The 16,943-nt window shown below is 50.4% G+C and carries 13 protein-coding genes; 2 read left to right on the top strand and 11 right to left on the bottom strand.

Features of this window, described 5'->3' with window-relative positions:
- Nucleotides 1-23: 23 nt before the first annotated feature.
- The 6 genes from SNR34_RS11905 to SNR34_RS11880 form a co-directional block, all read right to left on the bottom strand.
- Nucleotides 24-1,457 (bottom strand): glycosyl hydrolase family 28 protein, encoded by a 1,434-nt coding sequence (locus tag SNR34_RS11905; RefSeq protein ID WP_486181955.1) that lies wholly within the window; start codon nt 1,455-1,457, stop codon nt 24-26.
- Nucleotides 1,458-1,571: 114 nt separating this feature from the next.
- Entirely contained in the window at nt 1,572-3,119 is a 1,548-nt protein-coding gene (locus SNR34_RS11900; RefSeq protein WP_339277686.1) for an extracellular solute-binding protein, read from the bottom strand.
- A 73-nt stretch (nt 3,120-3,192) separates the two neighbouring features.
- Nucleotides 3,193-4,062, bottom strand: coding sequence for a carbohydrate ABC transporter permease (locus SNR34_RS11895; RefSeq protein WP_339277685.1), 870 nt, complete (start codon nt 4,060-4,062; stop codon nt 3,193-3,195).
- A 26-nt stretch (nt 4,063-4,088) separates the two neighbouring features.
- Nucleotides 4,089-5,051, bottom strand: a complete 963-nt coding sequence (locus tag SNR34_RS11890) for an ABC transporter permease (RefSeq protein ID WP_486181954.1) — start codon at nt 5,049-5,051, stop codon at nt 4,089-4,091.
- Between the two features lie 192 nt (nt 5,052-5,243).
- Nucleotides 5,244-6,176, bottom strand: coding sequence for a helix-turn-helix domain-containing protein (locus SNR34_RS11885; RefSeq protein ID WP_486181953.1), 933 nt, complete (start codon nt 6,174-6,176; stop codon nt 5,244-5,246).
- Nucleotides 6,177-6,257: 81 nt separating this feature from the next.
- A complete protein-coding gene (locus SNR34_RS11880) occupies nt 6,258-7,409 on the bottom strand; it encodes a glycoside hydrolase family 88 protein (RefSeq protein ID WP_486181952.1) in 1,152 nt (383 codons plus the stop codon).
- A gap of 595 nt (nt 7,410-8,004) precedes the next feature.
- On the opposite strand from SNR34_RS11880, the gene SNR34_RS11875 reads away from it, so the two are divergent.
- Complete coding sequence (locus tag SNR34_RS11875; RefSeq protein WP_486181951.1) at nt 8,005-10,002, top strand: beta-galactosidase; 1,998 nt, start codon at nt 8,005-8,007, stop codon at nt 10,000-10,002.
- 86 nt (nt 10,003-10,088) lie between these two features.
- Here SNR34_RS11875 and SNR34_RS11870 read toward each other — a convergent pair whose 3' ends face one another.
- The 3 genes from SNR34_RS11870 to SNR34_RS11860 form a co-directional block, all read right to left on the bottom strand.
- Nucleotides 10,089-12,647 carry a beta-mannosidase gene (locus SNR34_RS11870; protein WP_486181950.1) on the bottom strand — a complete coding sequence of 853 codons (2,559 nt, stop codon included), beginning with the start codon at nt 12,645-12,647 and terminating at the stop codon, nt 10,089-10,091.
- Nucleotides 12,648-12,767: 120 nt separating this feature from the next.
- The gene (locus tag SNR34_RS11865) at nt 12,768-13,826 is read right to left on the bottom strand and encodes a LacI family DNA-binding transcriptional regulator (RefSeq protein WP_236417360.1); all 1,059 of its coding nucleotides are present in this window, start codon (nt 13,824-13,826) and stop codon (nt 12,768-12,770) included.
- 181 nt (nt 13,827-14,007) lie between these two features.
- Complete coding sequence (locus SNR34_RS11860; RefSeq protein ID WP_486181949.1) at nt 14,008-14,940, bottom strand: DMT family transporter; 933 nt, start codon at nt 14,938-14,940, stop codon at nt 14,008-14,010.
- Nucleotides 14,941-15,071: 131 nt separating this feature from the next.
- Between SNR34_RS11860 and SNR34_RS11855 the strand changes: the two genes are divergently transcribed.
- A complete protein-coding gene (locus tag SNR34_RS11855; RefSeq protein ID WP_339277674.1) occupies nt 15,072-15,980 on the top strand; it encodes a LysR family transcriptional regulator in 909 nt (302 codons plus the stop codon).
- Here the strand turns inward: SNR34_RS11855 and SNR34_RS11850 are convergent.
- Both SNR34_RS11850 and SNR34_RS11845 read right to left on the bottom strand, forming a co-directional pair.
- Nucleotides 15,977-16,720 (bottom strand): AAA family ATPase, encoded by a 744-nt coding sequence (locus SNR34_RS11850; RefSeq protein WP_343259438.1) that lies wholly within the window; start codon nt 16,718-16,720, stop codon nt 15,977-15,979. The two genes, SNR34_RS11855 and SNR34_RS11850, sit on opposite strands and share 4 nt — an antisense overlap.
- A 15-nt stretch (nt 16,721-16,735) precedes the next feature.
- Nucleotides 16,736-16,936: a hypothetical protein gene (locus SNR34_RS11845; protein WP_236417354.1), complete on the bottom strand. Its 201-nt coding sequence runs from the start codon at nt 16,934-16,936 to the stop codon at nt 16,736-16,738.
- Between the last annotated feature and the right edge of the window lie 7 nt (nt 16,937-16,943).

The following is a 16,943-nucleotide window of genomic DNA, read 5'->3' as shown; positions in this document are numbered from 1 at the left end:
CCCCTCAATCCTCTCTCTCAAAATTAATGGTTGATTAGCTTCACGCCATGCACATGATTTCCGAGCACGACATAGTCATGATTCAATGCAAATTTTTCGCCATTTACCGTCACGTTTTCGAACGTAATATGGCTTACCGTTCTGCTCTCATCGTAGCCTTCGATATGCGAGGGATTGTTGCAGGTCCCGCTGTAATGAATATTTTTAAAGTGAATGTTCTCAATTCGTTTGCCCGGAGCCGGATTATATTTTTCGTTTTTCAACACGCGAAGATTAAACAATTCGCCCAGTTCAAAATCCTCAATCCGGATATGTTCATAGGTTACGTTCCGAACCGTATTGTTGTCGCCTGCATTGATGGCCAGGCATCCCCAATAGTCCGGCTGCGGCTCATGATGCTCCAAAATATCGATATCCGCAAAATGAAGGTTCTCTATATGATCGCCTTCACTGTCATAATTGCCGTGTGTGCCGATATTGATCGGATGAGCAACGTCAGCCCATAAGGTTGAACCCTTCACGGTGACATCCTGGGTATTTCCCTGAAATTCTCCCCGGGAGGCATATACCGCAATGCAATCATCCGATGTACGTAAAAACCCGCCTTCGATGAGGACATTTTGGCATGCCATCATATCTATACCGTCACACCAGCCGCGCGTACTGAAGGTCTTCAGGTTTCGGATTCGGATGTTGTCCGACTGACCAAGGAGAACCGTATAGTGAGGCGGATCAATCACCGTAATTCCTTCAATATGGATGCGGCTTGAGTATTTAACTTCGACGCCTCTGTAATAAGTCGTTTTTTCAAAGTCGGACATATATAATATCCCTCGGCCTTTAATGGTTACATCCTGTACATGATTGCAGATCAATCCGCCGTAAATGACTGCCCCGCCTGCAACGCAAACCGTCGTATGCGAAGGGATTTCCAGACGGGATTCGTCCAGACGATGTATTCCGGGGCCAAATATAATGCGGGGGCTGGACATATTTTTCAAGGCTTTGTTAAGCTCTCTAACCTGATGCATCCCGGGCTTTAACACCATAGTCTCTTCGCCTTCCGATTCTACAGGGACCGGGTCATCGCTTAACGGATTTGCAAATATATGGAGATTATTAAATTTTCCCCCGTTCACTTCTAAAGACAACAACCTTGGCTGATCGATTTTAAACGTAACCACTTGCTCTTTGATATCGCACTTTATGCCGTAGGAAAGCGGACGAACAACGGCATTCCGGACCCGTCCAACATGGTAATGCACCTCCATTTCAACTTCGCCCGAACAATCGAACATAACCATGGATGCATTACGAACATCATGCATATCCACCTTAACGTTATAGCTGAATAAGGACTGCCATTCGCCATCTGCCGTCCGCAGCCTTACGGAATAATCCGAATTGCCCACTGCACCCTCGGGTGCAGGGTATGTTTTTACGGTATGTGCCGACAATCGAACCTCTCCTCCCATAGAATCGAATACACCGAAAGACAGGGTTCCACCAGATTTGAACTGCCTTCAGAAAAGGTAAATGCGGTTCCCTGACTACGGTGTATTATTCGTCGTTTATTTGTGTTGTTGACGGGCTTCATACACTTTCATCGCTTCATCTAATACTTGTTGGCCACCGCTCTTGAGCCACTGATCTTTGAAGTTCTGGAATGCGGCATCGAGATCATTATTTTCGATAATGGCCTTTGTATAGAACTCATCCTGTAAAGTGATCAGCGTCGCCCAATACATGCCCTTACTCTCCAGGGAGGTTGGTCCGAGAACATCCGAGATTGTCTTCATTCCCTCGTTAACCTTTTCCCTGAACTCCATTTTTTCTTTCGAGAAGTGATACTTCCACATACTTACATCGCGTTCCACCAATGGATTGTAATAACCGCCGTACCCCATCAGACGCGCGTCATCGGCAGAACTTGCATACGGTTCTTTCATAACAACGGCACCATCGACCAAGTCATAAGATACCCCTTCTTCACCAAAGACGGTACGTAGATACACTTCATCGACCGAGGTCAATTCTTCAAGCATTTGAAGGATTCGAATACGCTTTTCGTCGTCCTCCTCGACTTGTTTGCCGAAAATTAACGGGACCTGCAAAGCACCATTGGACATCACGAGTGATTCGCCGGCCGGACCGATGAGACCTTTGCCATAGACCGGAAAAGTTCCATTCGTTTTATCGCTTTCTTGGGCGCCAAAGAGATGATGGTACATCATGTTGTCCATGTATCCGATTTTATGACTGCCCCACTTTTGACCGATCAGCTCCCCGTTATCCGTCATAAACTCCGGATCGATGAGCCCTGCTGCATACCACTTTCTCAGCAGTTTTGTAGCTTCCTTGGCCTCATCCGTAATGCCGCCCCAAGTCACTTTCCCCTCATCCGTCAACACAAACTGGTACGGGTTTACACCATATGCCGCGTATATGGAGTTGAACATTTGTGCCCTTACGTCCTTTCCGCGTCCGCTCATACCGTAAGTATCCATTTTGCCGTTGCCATCCGGGTCGTTATTGCGAAATTTGGTAAATACATCTTCCAATTCTTCCAATGTTTTTGGCGGTTCATTATAACCGATCGCTTTCAACCACTTGCCGTTATAGGTAGGGATAAAGCCGTATGATCCGTTTAGCCAGATACGCGGAACGCCGTAGTTTTTTCCATCGATCATTCCAACATCCCAGGCATTCGGGTCAATTTCTTCCACTTCCTTGACATAGGTAGGCATATATTGTTTGATTTCATCCACAGAAATGCTTGCAATGACACCTTGTCTGGCCCAATTCGTCATATCCGCTTCACTGATGTTATGCGGGAATATATCCGGGATTTCGCCCGATGCGACCTTGATTTTGAAGTTCTCATCATTGCCTCTCATATTGACGAATTTGACGTTAAACCGCTCCTCCAGATACTTTTGCGTTGGGTTCCCATCTTCCGTAGGTATATCCCAAGTCGAAGCATTGGTCATGATGACAATGGGGTCATCTTTCCCCTGATTTTCTGCATCCTTGCTTTCGTCGCCGCTTGAGCTGCAGCCTGCCCCTGCCAAGGAAACGGACAATACTGCCGCCATGCCGAATCTCATCCATACTTTCATATTCAGACCCTCCTCTATATCATCCACTTGCTGTACAAACAAGAGCGGCGGACACCTGCCCGGGTCATCACCGTCATCCTTTTAATGAACCAATCATCGTTCCCTTCACAAAATACTTTTGCAGAAACGGATAAACGATCAAAATCGGAAGAGCAGCAAACATGATGGTAGCCGCTTTGATAGAGGACGTATATTGGAAGTTCCCCACCGCCGACCGTCCGAAAGTTTCAGCGTCCGTATTGGTTATAACAATCTCTCTTAAAAAGAATTGCAAAACTTGTTTCTCCGGATCCGATACGTAGAGCACGGCATCGAACCAGGCATTCCAGTGTCCTACAGCGGACCAGAGCGCCAAAGTAGCGAGCACCGGCTTCGATAAAGGAAGGATGATCCGGTACAAAATACTGATATCATGGGCACCGTCAATTTTCGCCGATTCTTCCAATTCCGTTGGGATGGACATAAAGAAATTACGAAGTACAAGCATGGAGAAGACGGGGATAAGTCCAGGCAGAATGTAGATCCACCGACTGTCAAGCAAATGCAGCCACTTCATCAATAAGTAGGTAGGAATGATCCCTCCTCCGAAGAACATCGTAAACAGAATAAACATGGTATAGAAACTGCGGTGGGGCAAATATTTGCGTGATAAAGGATACGCGCACATGGACATGGCAATCAGCGACAACGTCGTTCCCACGACTGTCCTAAACACCGAGTTGCCGAATCCGGTCCAAATTTTGCTTTGGCTTAACACTTGGCTCCACGCGAAGAAATCAATCTCCCGAGGGTAAAAATGAAAACCGAACCGGCTCGCTTCGCTTGGACTGCTAAGGGATAAGGAAGCAATATGCAAAAAAGGATAAATCGTGATCAGGCACAACAGCGATATGATCGTGATCAGGATGCATTGAAAAATACGTTCTCCCATCGTAAGTCTCATATTCGAAAAACCTCCTTTCTCCCTTGTTAGAGGACGCCTTCCTGCCCCATTTTCTTCATCGCATAGTTTGTGCCGAGCACCAGCGCAATGCCTATGACGTTTTTGAATAATCCGACCGCCGTCGTCAATCCAAACTGTCCTTGTACGATACCGGCACGGTAGACATACGTATCAATGACGTCGGCAACCTCATAAACAGCCGGACTGTATAAATTGAAAATCTGGTCAAACCCCGCATTAAGGATCCCGCCGAGCGATAAGATAAACATGATGGAAACAACGGGCAGAATCGACGGAAGCGTAATGTGAAAAATTCTTTTCCACCTCCCTGCGCCATCAATGACGGCTGCTTCGTATAAAGTAGGGTCGACTCCTGAGAGCGCTGCCAAATAAATAATCGTCCCCCAGCCGATCTCTTTCCATATCCCCGTTGCAACCAGAGCCGGCCGGAAATAATTGGGGTCTGCCAAGAAGTAGATCGGTTCCATGCCAAACATCTGCAATATAAAATTCACAGGTCCCTCGGACGGCGATAACATGACGATAATGATTCCCGAGAGAATGACCCAAGAGAAAAAATGCGGAATATAGGAAATAGACTGCGCGAACCGCTTGAACAGGTTGGAACGCAACTCATTTAACAGGAGTGCCAAAATGATTGGAGCCGGAAAACCGAAAATAAGGTTGTAAAGACTGATCAACAACGTATTTGTAAAAATCCTCGCGAAGTCTGGCGATTGAAAAAACAAAAACCGGAAATGGTCCAATCCCACCCATTCACTTCCCCAGATTCCTTTTACGGGGCTGAAATCTTTAAAAGCCAGTTGAATCCCGTACAGAGGGCCATAGTGGAAAATCGCAAACCAGATCAATGCGGGAAACAGCATAATAAACAAGTGTTTGCTTTTTTTATATTCTTTTAAAGTCTCCCTCCATTTGTTCGGCCTTTTCAGCACAACGTTGGTACCGTTTTCATTTCCTCGGATCATGTTCGGATTATTCAACATGCTGCACTTCCTTCCAGCGATTCTAGGAGACGAATCCCCGATCGTTATGGTCTTCCCCTTGATTAGTGCGGTGTCTTCACCCTCATCTAACGATGTATATTTTCATTTTATCTGTTATCCGTTTTCAATAATGGTGAAAGAATGCAACAAAATGTTTATTTATTGTGGTGCTTCTCACTTTTCGTTGTATGAAAAACCCGCTCCCGCCGATTTGCCATCTTCTTGTACGTCATCGAACTGCAAGAACCTTGTTCGGTATTTAAGCGGGGTTGTACCCACTTCTTGCTTGAACACTTGGACAAAGTATGACGGGTTTGCGAAGCCTACCTCTGATCCGATCCATTCGACCGACTTTGCCGAAGTCTCCAGCAATCGGCATGCATGCCTCATCCGTTTGGCCGTAACATATTCCTTAAGGGTGCTGCCTGTTTGTTCATGAAAAAGTTTGGACAAATAAAATTTGGATAAATGCATGACTTCGGAAAGGTCATCCAAACGAAAGGATTCCTGATAGTGTTCATCGATCCAACTCATTACTTTTTGCGCGTAGCCGTTTGATTTGCGGTCCTCCGCCGGGATCGGTCCGCTCATCCCCGAATGATGATCACGAATGAGAATGTCCAGAAGCCGCAGAATCATCATAGCGATCTCTTCCGTATCTTCCCCCCTGCCTTCCTGCCTTGAATGATCATAGTCTTCCAAATTACGTTCGACAACGGACTCGAAAGATAACAGGTCAAACGCTTGAACGATGGAGTTGCCGTTGCATAAAGAGGTAAACAGCGCTTTGCGTTTAGGCAAGGACTGCAGCATATCGTTAACCAGCTGCATGTCAAAGTGAAAAATGGTTCGGACGTAGGGGTTATCCGAATTCACGCTGGCATATACATGGTGCAGCTGATACGGCCGGAAAAAGAACAGCATCCCGCGGCGGATCGGGTATGTTTTACCGTTAACAACGACGTGCCCCGTTCCATCATGAACGTATAATACTTCGCAGCACTGGTGCCAATGATAGTAGCCTTTGTAATGAGTCGTATTCGTAAGCCGGTAGTCCCAAAACAGCTTGGAACCTCCGAAAATGACAGCCTCAAACATGCGTTTCATATCACTGCCCCCTATCCAAGTTCATTCGAGCCTGGCATCATTCCAATGTTCAAGTTGACCTTACCTGCTGCGTTGCGTCATTTACCAAAGATAAAGATCTTTTCCTTTGAGCTTGAGCGCAGCCTCCAAAAAAAAGAAATCCCCGTAAATCATGGGTTGATGGTGAACATTCGCATGATATGCTGCTGAACCGTTTTGAATGATGGCATCCGATTGGTTCGTCCAATTGCTTCGTGACTCCAATGCCTTTAACAGCTTTAATGCTGCTCTGAGATAAATGTTCTTGTCGTGCATTTCAACCGTCTTGGCCATTTCAATCAGACCGCAAGCCGCAATGGCCGCAGCTGTATCGTCCTCCAGCCGTGGTTCTGACGGCTGCCTGAAATCCACAGATATCACCCCGTTCTCAGGAATGTTGGATATAAAGTAATGTGCGATCCGCTTGGCCGCATTCAGGTATTCGATGTTTCCCGTATGATGATAACTCATCATGAATCCATACAGCGCCCACGACTGGCCTCTTGTCCACGAAGAGCCTGCTTGATAACCTTGACCGCCATGCGTTCTGATGATCCCGCCTTTGAAGGGATCGAATTCTACAATGTGGTTCACAGACCCGTCAGATCGAACAAACGCCGTTATGGCTGTATCCGCATGCATATTCGCAATGTGTCTGAATCTAGGATCTCCCGTTTCTTCTGCCGCCCAATACAGCAGCGGGATGTTGAGCATACAGTCAATGATTGCCCATCCCCTTGTATCCTCCCCTTCGATATCGTTCCAGGCTCGGAGGAAACCTCCGACGGGATTGAATCTCCCTGCCAAGAGGGTTGCTGCATGCAGGGCCCTTTTGCGGGAGTCCGAGTTATTCGTAAGTTTATAGTTGGCTACGCTCGTGAGCTGCCACATAAAACCAACGTCATGGTGCAGTCCATAAAAATCATCAAAGCATTTGTCCAGTTTTTCCTCTGACACCGAAGCAATATCTTTATATTTTTCCTGTCCCGTAGCATGGTACATCAGCCACATCATGCCGCCCCAAAAACCGTTGGTCCACCAATTGATTCCATCGGTGACTGTCCCTGAGGGGTTATGTACAGAACGATCGTCATGTGTCCCGCCAATGGTCGTGTAAGGGATTTTATCCCTTGATTTTTCGCTTACCCAGGCCAATTTATGATCAAACTTGGCGATTAAACGCTCCAGCCATGACTGGTCTTCAACATTCAACATTTGCATTCCTTCTTTCTGTAGACGATAACTTTAACTATATAGGTTGAACCAATGATTTTTACACAGAGACACTACGCGGTCAGAACCATCTTTCGATCGCTGTTATCCCCGGATTTTTTCGAATTCCCTTTTTCAAAGGGAAAATCCCGTGATCAGCCTATGCTTCCGAAGCAGCTTTCTTTCAGAAAGCTTTTAAGCGACCGCTTCGCTTCTCCAGATTCTTTCTGCCCTCTTCGTTATCGTGTAAATTTTCGGTTCAATCTATATAGTTATTGTAGTTCGTTCAGTAAGAAATAATTTTGAAAACAAGTAATGAAATGTTGATTTCTTGCAGTATTGCGGCACGGGGTTTACGCTTCATCCAAAAGCAGGGATGCCGGGTCACAAAGCCCTGTTTCCCCGCTCGGGAAATGAACTTGATCATTTGGCGACTTTCTTCGTAGAACAACATCATGCTAACTTATCGCAACATATTGTTATATCTCCCTGGTCTCAAGCAATATACAATGAGGAAGATGCGCGATTCCGCTCCTATAGCGGTGAGGCGCAAGAACGATATCCCTACATTTTTGCCTGCAAAGGAGAGCTGACCGACATGACATTGAACCGTCCCGTACAGATGGGCGTTGATTATTATCCCGAGCATTGGCCGCCTGCCATGTGGGAACAGGATGCGAGGCTGATGGCCGAAAGCGGAGTTCGCATCGTGCGCGTCGGTGAATTCGCCTGGAGCCGGATGGAACCTTCGGACGGAAAGTTCGATTGGACTTGGTTAGACGAAGCATTAAATACACTTCACCGCCACGGGCTGCAGGTCGTTATTGGCACGCCAACGATGACCCCGCCTCGCTGGCTTACCGAAAAGTGCCCGGATATTCTGCCTGTGCTTCCAAACGGACAGATCAATCACGAAGGCGTCAGGGGCCACCGCTGTTATAACAGCCCCAGCATGAGAACTTACAGCGCCCGGATCGTGCAAAAGCTGACCGAGCGCTACGGCCAACACCCCGCGGTCATCGGCTGGCAGACCGACAACGAATTCAGCTTCACCGATTGCCAGTGCGACGCCTGCGCCGACGCGTTCCGGGAATGGGTCCGCTCCCGTTACGATACATTGGAGCAGCTCAATGAGGCTTGGGGAACGGTCGTATGGAGCGGAGAGTACAACGATTGGGAGCAAGTTACGCCGCCGTACGGGGGCTCCCCGTTCCAGAATCCTTCGCTGCTGCTCGATTACACCCGCTTCCAGTCGGATTCGATCGCTGCCTTCCAGCAGATCCAAATCGCGCTGATCCGTCGGAACTGCCCAGGTCATGCGGTTACGCACAATTTTCATACGTATCCGCAAAAAGCGGACCAATACAGCATCGGTCGGGAGCTGGATTTCGCGTCTTTCGATTATTATCCGAACCCTTCGCCGGGCAAAACGGAGACATCTCCTTACAGCGGCGCGCTGTCCCTGGATCTCACCAGAGGCATTAAACGCCGCAATTTCTGGATCATGGAACAGCTCAGCGGACCGCCGGGATGCTGGTTCCCGATGTGGCGAGCGCCCCAGCCGGGCTTCCTGCGCGCCCATTCCTGGCAGGCCATTGCTCGCGGAGCCGATGCGGTCGTGCATTTTCGCTGGCGCAGCGCCGTCGCGGGCGCAGAACAGTTTTGGCATGGGCTGATCGACCACAGCAACGTTCCCGGCCGCAGATTCCGGGAGTTTCAGCAGCTCTGCGCTGAAGTGAACCGGCTTGGCGAGCGTTTGCAAGGATCAACCCTGCAGCATCAAGTAGCGATACTGCACTCGCACGACCAACTGAACGCGCTTCACATCCAGAAGCAGGCGGAGGGCCTGGACTACTACGAGAACATCAAAGTCTGGCATCGCACATTAACTCAACTCGGCATCGGGGCCGATGTCATTCACGAAGCCGAATCGCTGGACGGGTACAGCGTCGTCATCGCCCCGCACCTGTATTTGCTGGACCAAGACAGCGCTGAACGGCTGCAAAGCTTTGCCGCTGCGGGCGGCACGCTTGTGCTTACCCATCGTTCGGGCGTCAAAAATAACAGCAACATCTGCACCATGTCCCCTCTTCCAGGTTTGCTGTCGACCTGTGCGGGGGTCCGGGTCATCGAATACGATCCGCTCGGCAGCGACTCTGCTACAATATTGGGAGACCAAGGAGAGCAATATTCTGCCTCGCAATGGGCCGACGTTTTGGAGCTGGATACGGCAGAAGCCATCGCCGTGTACGCCGACCAGTTTTATGCGAAAACCGCTGCCGTAACCCGGAACCGCTGGGGACAAGGAAACGTCTATTACATGGCCACGCAACCGGAGCAGGCCTACCTTAGCCAACTCCTTCGATCAATTGCTGAAGAACACGGATTATCGGAAGTACAGTCCCTGCCTCAAGGCGTACAAATGACGACCCGCACCGGGCCGGGCGGAACGTTCCGTTTCATCCTCAATCTCAGCCCCGAATCGGCCGTCGTCGACTTGGGTGCAGAAGCTCTTTCTGCATTGGATGGAACCCGCCGTGGGCCGAAGCTGGAGCTTCCTTCCTACGGTGTGGAGATTATTGAGGTCCGACCATAAGCGAATCCATGGAAATGCAAATAAAGCGAGGGTGCACACATGATGTGTGTACCCTCGCTTTTTGGGATGAATGAATGAACGTTGAATTAGACCGGCTGGGACGTCAGTTTGATGAAATCGGCCATCGAACGGATCTGAACGGCGCCTGGCCCCGTATTCCCGCCTGCACCCTGCAATTCGGCTCTGGACACAAATTTCACCTTCACCGGAATGCCTGGGATGACGTCAAAGAAGTTGTCCGTGAAGACGCCTTCGTTTTCGGAAGAGATCCACACCTGTTTGGCCAGCACGTCGCTATCCAACACCAAATAGTGGCCATCGGCTTCTTGCACTTCGGTCACACGAAGGTTCGCCGGTTGCAGCGCAATATCCTTCGAGGCGGCAAAATAATGCTCTTGCACGATATCCTCCTGTCCATCCTGCGTCAGATCAAGACGCAGCAGCGTTGCAGACGCATCTCGTCCCTGCAGCCATTCGGCCTGATTCAACGTCAGCACGTTTTGCCCGGCATTGGCAGCCACGGACACTTCATGCGTTTCCTCGCGATAGACGGTGCCGTCAAAACCGATGAGGCGAAGGCGCAGCCTGCCTTGTACCGGCTTAAGCAAATCCGTGATCAAATGGATATCGATGACGTTATCCTTCGTACCGTCCACGGAGAGCAATACGTCGCTAAAGCTGCGTTTGGCATAATACTGCAGCGCCTTCCAGCGTCCGTAGTAGTCCATGCCCGCCCAGGAAGCGACCGGCCAGCAATCGTTCATTTGCCAATATAATGTCCCCATGCAATACGGCTTGCGGCGACGATGGGCTTCGATCGCCATCTTCATCGCTTCGGCCTGAAGCACCTGGCTCATGTACAGGAATGACGGGAAATCCTTCGGCTCATGCAAGTACATGTCCATATATTGCTTGATCAAACGGTTGCCTGCTCCGTTTTTCTGGTGAGCCAGCATTACCTCGGATTCCAGCGCCAGATCCGCTTCCTCCGCATAGGTGCGGACGGATTTGTATTCCGGGAACGACTGGAAGCCGTACTCGCTCATGAAACGTCCCACGTATTTGTTATAGTTCTCAAATGGCTCGACACTGTGCCACACGCCCCAGTAATGGATGTCCCCTTCCGACGTGGACGGATTGGCATGCTGGCTGGCGTCTCCGGTCAGGGAGACGAGCGGCGAGGAAGGCCAGTAATCGACGCCCGGCGCGTACGCTTCCACCACTTCCGGCAGCAGATCATGGAAGATGGCTTCATAGTCGGCCCAAATTTTCTCCCGCTGTTCTGGCGTAAAGTCTTTTTTCCAACCCCATCCGCCTTCTTCAATATAGTGGGCCCAAGCCGAGTCGATCTCGTTGTTGCCGCACCACAGCGCGATGCTTGGATGGTTGCGCAGACGTTTCACGTTATCGATGGCTTCATGTCTCACGCTGTTCAGGAATGCTTCATCCCCCGGATACATGCTGCAGGCAAACATGAAGTCCTGCCATACGAGCAGGCCGTATTCATCGCACAATTCGTAGAAGACGTCTTCTTCATAAATGCCGCCGCCCCATACGCGAAGCATGTTCATGTTGGACTCAGCCGCCGAAACGATCTCGTGCAGGTAGCGTTCCCGCGTGATTTCGGTGGTGAAGCTGTCGTTCGGAATATGGTTTGCCCCTTTGGCAAACACGGCAACGCCGTTCAATTCAAAGTAGAAAGAGGCTCCTGCTTCGTCTTTATCGCGAACGAGCCGGATGGAACGCAATCCTGTTTTCACTTCGGCATTCGCCAGAACCCGCTCGCCCTCAAGCACTTCGGCTGCAAAGCTGTACATGTGCGCTTCGCCCAAACCGCGGCTCCACCACAGCTTCGGTTCGCTGATCTCCACCGGAATCTCGACGGTTTGCAAACCTGCCCGAAGCGAAAATGATTTCTCCCAGCTCAGTCCATCCGTCTGAATGCGAATGACCGCTTCGGATGCTGCCGGCATTTCTACTTCCACAACGGCAGTCAGCGAAGCGAGGGAAGCGCTTACCTGATCTTGACGGATAAACACGTCGTGAATGTTGGCTTTCGTCCAGCCCTCCAGCCGTGCTTCGCGCCAGATGCCGCTCGTTACGAACCGTGGACCCCAATCCCAACCGTAATGGTATGGTGCCTTACGGGCGAAGATGCTCACTCGTTTGTCACCCAGTCCGCCTACGTCGGATTGGTCATTGGATGCAGGCAATGCATAACCCAGCTTCTCCAGTTTCGGCAGATCCTCCTGGATCGGAGACCTGAACCGGATATGAAGCACGTTGCCGGTCGCTTTGACGTAAGGTTTTACATCGACGTTCCATACGCGGAACATGTTGTCGGCGGACAGCACATGTTGGCCGTTCAAATATACGTCTGCGTAAGTGTCCAGCCCGTCAAACACCAGTTCCAGATGCTCCTGGGACAGCAACGCATCCTCGACGCCGAATTCCGTCCGGTACTCCCAATCTTTCTTGTCGATCCACTGAACCTCTTTCTCGTTCGTTCCGTAGAAAGGGTTCGGGATTTTTTCCAGTCTCAGCAAATCCGTATGCACGCAGCCCGGCACCTTAGCGGGCAGCCACTCCTGATCGTCGCAAGCCTTGAAGGTCCAATTTTCAAAAATCAGCGATTGTTTGCTCATAACAGCCTCCGTTAACGTGTGTTTGTTTTTTAGCGGTTTATATCGGTTATCTTGTTATGTTCTGTTATCATAAAACGAAATAACTTACAAAACAAAATTAACATGTTTTTATCTATTCAGTCAATCTGTTTTGTTGGCGTTTTGCAATTGTTCTGAATGAAGTGTCGCATGGTATTCTTTCCTTACCACAAGTTCGGAATATATAAGCTTACGTTCTGCCGGCACGTCAGGGTTTTCCATGCGCCATAACAACTGGTCCACGGACCGCTTTCCCAGGTTCTCCTTGTCGACGCGGACGGTAGCCACAATCGGCTCGTCGGTTCGGGTGTCATCGAACCCGGTTACCGCGCAGCGTTCCGGGACCGGCACCCCTTTCTTTCTTAATGCACCCAGCACGATGGAAGCCGTCAGATCGTTGTCGCAAACGAAGACTTCCGGAAGTTCCTCGAGCGGCATTTCGCCAATGGCTGCCTCAATATGTCCATGATCCGGTCCGAGCAATTCCGTCCGCTGCTGCCCCTCGATCTGCATTTCTTCCAGCATGGAACGATAGCCGAGCCAACGTTCCCTGAAGCTGGCGGCATCCGGCAGTTTCCCGGCAAACTGGAAGCGCTTGTACCCTGTGCCGATCAGCATCAGGACCAACTCCCTCATGCATTTCATGTTGTCCGTGAATATCGAATCGGCATGGATCGCCGGCTCCTCGTGGTCAACCATAACCAGCGGGATGTGCAGCCTGTATACCTCCAGCAGCATGGAGGTCGAAATCGAACCGACCGTAATGACACCGCTGATCGCTTCGGGATTCAGCACCGAGAACATGCGCTCCGAGGACGGTTCGGTCAGCGTCAGGATGTCCATGCCAAGCTCGTTCAGGCGAGCCGAGATGCCATCGAAGACCGGTCCCCAATATAGGGATGAACGGTTCTGGGAGCGGATGTTGGGAAACAAGATGAGAACCGTTCCGCCTTGCTCCCCTTTGGCGTCCCGCTCAGGCTCTCCCCCCAATGAAGAACGCTTCGGCTCGGCCTTGAAATAGCCTAGTTGCGCAGCGGTCCGCATAATCATCTCCCGGGTTTGCTCGCTTACGCCCGGTTTGCCGGTCAACGCGCGGGACACTGCAAATTTGGATACCCCGGCCGCATCGGCAATCTGCTGCATCGTTACTTTTTTGCCCATCCCATTCACCCTGTTTTCCTTTTTTTGTTTCCAGTGTAGCACAAAACATTATACATAACAAAACAAGTTATCATTTTGTTTGTTTTGTTATGTTCTTTCCCACTAACAGCAATCATTAAATGAAAAAAAAGGCCGAGGGCGGCCTCTGGCAGAGGCGACTCCCGGACTTCATCCGTTTCCATCATATATGCATTTCGTTCGCAGACGTGCTCCTTTTCCGCCGTCGGTACATCGCATCCAATCCTTTAAGCTCCGCAACCAGCACGGCAAGCAGCATTAAAGCTGCTCCGGTATATCCTTGCAACGTTAATTGTTCTCCTTGAAAAACAAACGCAAAAGCTGCGGCAAACAGCGGTTCCAGCGAAAAGATGAGGCTTGTTCTCGCCGGAGAAGCATGGCGCTGGGCCAACGTCTGCAGAATATACCCGATCCCGCTGCACAAAATGCCAAGCCCCAGAATCGCTGCCCACGCTTCCGCGCTGTCAGGAAGGTGCGGCGTTTCGAACAGAAATGCTGCAGCGATGCCCAATCCGGCGGCCATGCCAAGCTGGATCGTTCCCAGGGTAAGCGGATCATGTTTCGGCGTGTATTTACCGGCAATGATGATATAAATGGCATAAACCAATGCGGCCAAAATGCACAGCACGTCTCCGATGTGCAAACGAAGCTCATGCTGCAGCGTAAGCAGCCCCAGCCCACTCACGGCCAAAACAATGCTTGCAGCGAGCCGTACATCCGGCATTTTTTTATGGATGATCGTCATCAGAATCGGCACAAAAATGACCGCGAGACTAATCAAAAAACCTGCCTGCGACGCACTGGTCCGCTGCACTCCGTACGTAATCAGCACAAACGCCGCAAACAATACCGTACCCATCACGGCTCCGCCGATCCACGTTTTCCGATCCGCCCGCAGCAGCCTCCGGTGAAAGATGACGGCTGCAACGATAAACGCGATGGCGAAACGCAAAGCAATCAGATTCAGTTCCTGAATCGATGCGAGCCCTGATTTCATAAACAAATACGATGATCCCCAAATGATCGTGGCGAGCAGCATTTGCAGATCGGCCCTTCTTGCTGCCTGCCCCCGAGTTCCCCGTGATGATGAATCCATTCTGTCTCTACCTTCGTCCCATATATTTTGTGATGCGGAATATGTATTTGGCATTCTCGCCTTGGCAAGTATATCCGATCTTTTTGCATTATGAAAACGAATGTTTATAATGGATAACATGAAATCATTTCATGTATTATTCAGGAAAGGTTCGGGTCTCCATCATGTCGCTGGTTAAATATGAAATTCTGAATGCCGTCATTGAATATGGAAGTCTGACAAGGGCTGCAGAGGCGCTAAATATTACGCAATCCGCGGTGAGTCACGCCATTTCCAGCCTCGAATCGGAGTGTGGATTCTCCCTGCTCCATCGCGGGCGCTCCGGGGTACGCCTGACGGCCGACGGAGAACGGATGATCGTGTACATCCGGGAGATTTTGCGCTGGGCCGAGCTGTTGAATCAGGAAATGTCGCTCATCCGCGGGGCAGAAACGGGGACGGTACGCATCGGAACGTTTGCAAGCGTGTCGACGCAGTGGCTGCCCGGCATTTTGAAACAATTCCGCGTGCAGCATCCGGGGATCGGAATCAAATTATGGGAGGGAGATTATGCGGAGATATCCGCTTGGCTGGCCAGTGGAGCCATCGATCTCGGTTTTCTTTCTTTGGGAGACTCCCTCCCTTACGACTCCATTGAGCTGCGCAAAGATCGGATGATGTGCATTCTGCCCCTGGATCACCCACTCTCGACCGCCGAAACGCTCCCCTTCGAGCTGCTGCTCTCGGAGCCGTTCATCATGCCGAAATGGGGCGGTGATAACGAAATCGAACGGCTGATCAGACAATATGCTGCCAAACCGGACATCATATATGAGGTAGCCGAAGATCAAGCCATCATGGCGATGGTTCGGAACGGCCTTGGCATCAGTTTGCTGCCGGAAATGGTCCTGCGAGGCCACGAGCATGAGCTCGCGCTGATTCCTCTGGAAGGGGATCCGTTCCGCACGATTGGCCTGACTTGCCCGTCGCTCGACAATCTTTCTCCAGCAGCTCACCGCTTTATTGCAGCAGTTCAGGATTGGCTTGCCTTAGAACATTAACTTTCAAAGAGACGATTCAGGTATACCTCCCGATTGTTCAGAAAATCGCGGGTCAGGCGAAAATGCTCCGTCTCTTCATAGTCCACGGACTCCACACCATTTTCGTTGAAGTGATAGATGGTCGCTCCGGGATAAGACATCAGGATTGGAGAGTGCGTGGCAATGACGAACTGGGCTTTGCCGCTCCGTTCCAGATCATGCATCATGCGTAATAGAACAAGCTGATTTTGCGGCGACAGGGCCGATTCCGGCTCGTCCAGCAAATACAATCCCTTCTCGCTGAATCGTCCTGCAAAAAACTCCAGAAAACCCTGACCGTGAGAGCGTTCATTCAAGGAAACACCACCGTACGGGGCATACGCCGCACGCCCCACAAATGGCTCTTCAGCCAGTTCATCGATATATTTGGCAAAGGTGTCGAACGTCTCTGCCCGAAAATAAAAGCCCTGATTCACCTTGGGCAGCCATTGCAGCGTCATGATCTCGGACAACGATGCATCATCCTTGTCACGACGAATGACGAGATCCCTGCCGCCGACAATGCTGAAGCCGCAGGATACACCCATCGCTTCCAACAGCGTCGATTTGCCTGATCCGTTCTCACCTACAAGAAACGTGACATTGTGCGAGAATTCCAATTGTTCGATCTGACGCAAAGCCGCGATGTTATATGGGAAATTATCGCGGTTCATGGGTGGGCGTGCCGACCAGTCCAGCAGCACTCTTTTCAAAAAAGGCATGCCGTCCCCCCTCTCTCATCCATTGCTTACGAATTGCAGAACTCCGATCAATGTCATTAAAACGAACAGCACCGCAACGACAACGCCAAATCCGATCAAAAACCTGGCAGCCCCGGAACGCTGCGGTCCAAAGTCCTGCCTGTTTCGAGCCAGTTCATCCAGTTTTCGTTCCATCCGATCCAGTCTTTCGTGGATTTGTTGCGTTTCCTTGTCCATTCCCTTC

This window comes from Paenibacillus sp. XP01, from assembly GCF_057364885.1.
This window is presented reverse-complemented; position numbering and strand designations above follow the sequence as displayed.

Coding starts and splice junctions, on each gene's coding strand:
- SNR34_RS11885 (WP_486181953.1), bottom strand. CDS start 6,176: ATGAAACGCATGTTTGAGGCTGTCATTTTCGGAGGTTCCAAGCTGTTT.
- SNR34_RS11845 (WP_236417354.1), bottom strand. CDS start 16,936: ATGGACAAGGAAACGCAACAAATCCACGAAAGACTGGATCGGATGGAA.
- SNR34_RS11900 (WP_339277686.1), bottom strand. CDS start 3,119: ATGAAAGTATGGATGAGATTCGGCATGGCGGCAGTATTGTCCGTTTCC.
- SNR34_RS11895 (WP_339277685.1), bottom strand. CDS start 4,062: ATGAGACTTACGATGGGAGAACGTATTTTTCAATGCATCCTGATCACG.
- SNR34_RS11875 (WP_486181951.1), top strand. CDS start 8,005: ATGACATTGAACCGTCCCGTACAGATGGGCGTTGATTATTATCCCGAG.
- SNR34_RS11870 (WP_486181950.1), bottom strand. CDS start 12,647: ATGAGCAAACAATCGCTGATTTTTGAAAATTGGACCTTCAAGGCTTGC.
- SNR34_RS11855 (WP_339277674.1), top strand. CDS start 15,072: ATGTATTATTCAGGAAAGGTTCGGGTCTCCATCATGTCGCTGGTTAAA.
- SNR34_RS11865 (WP_236417360.1), bottom strand. CDS start 13,826: ATGGGCAAAAAAGTAACGATGCAGCAGATTGCCGATGCGGCCGGGGTA.
- SNR34_RS11890 (WP_486181954.1), bottom strand. CDS start 5,051: ATGATCCGAGGAAATGAAAACGGTACCAACGTTGTGCTGAAAAGGCCG.
- SNR34_RS11880 (WP_486181952.1), bottom strand. CDS start 7,409: ATGTTGAATGTTGAAGACCAGTCATGGCTGGAGCGTTTAATCGCCAAG.
- SNR34_RS11860 (WP_486181949.1), bottom strand. CDS start 14,940: ATGGATTCATCATCACGGGGAACTCGGGGGCAGGCAGCAAGAAGGGCC.
- SNR34_RS11850 (WP_343259438.1), bottom strand. CDS start 16,720: ATGCCTTTTTTGAAAAGAGTGCTGCTGGACTGGTCGGCACGCCCACCC.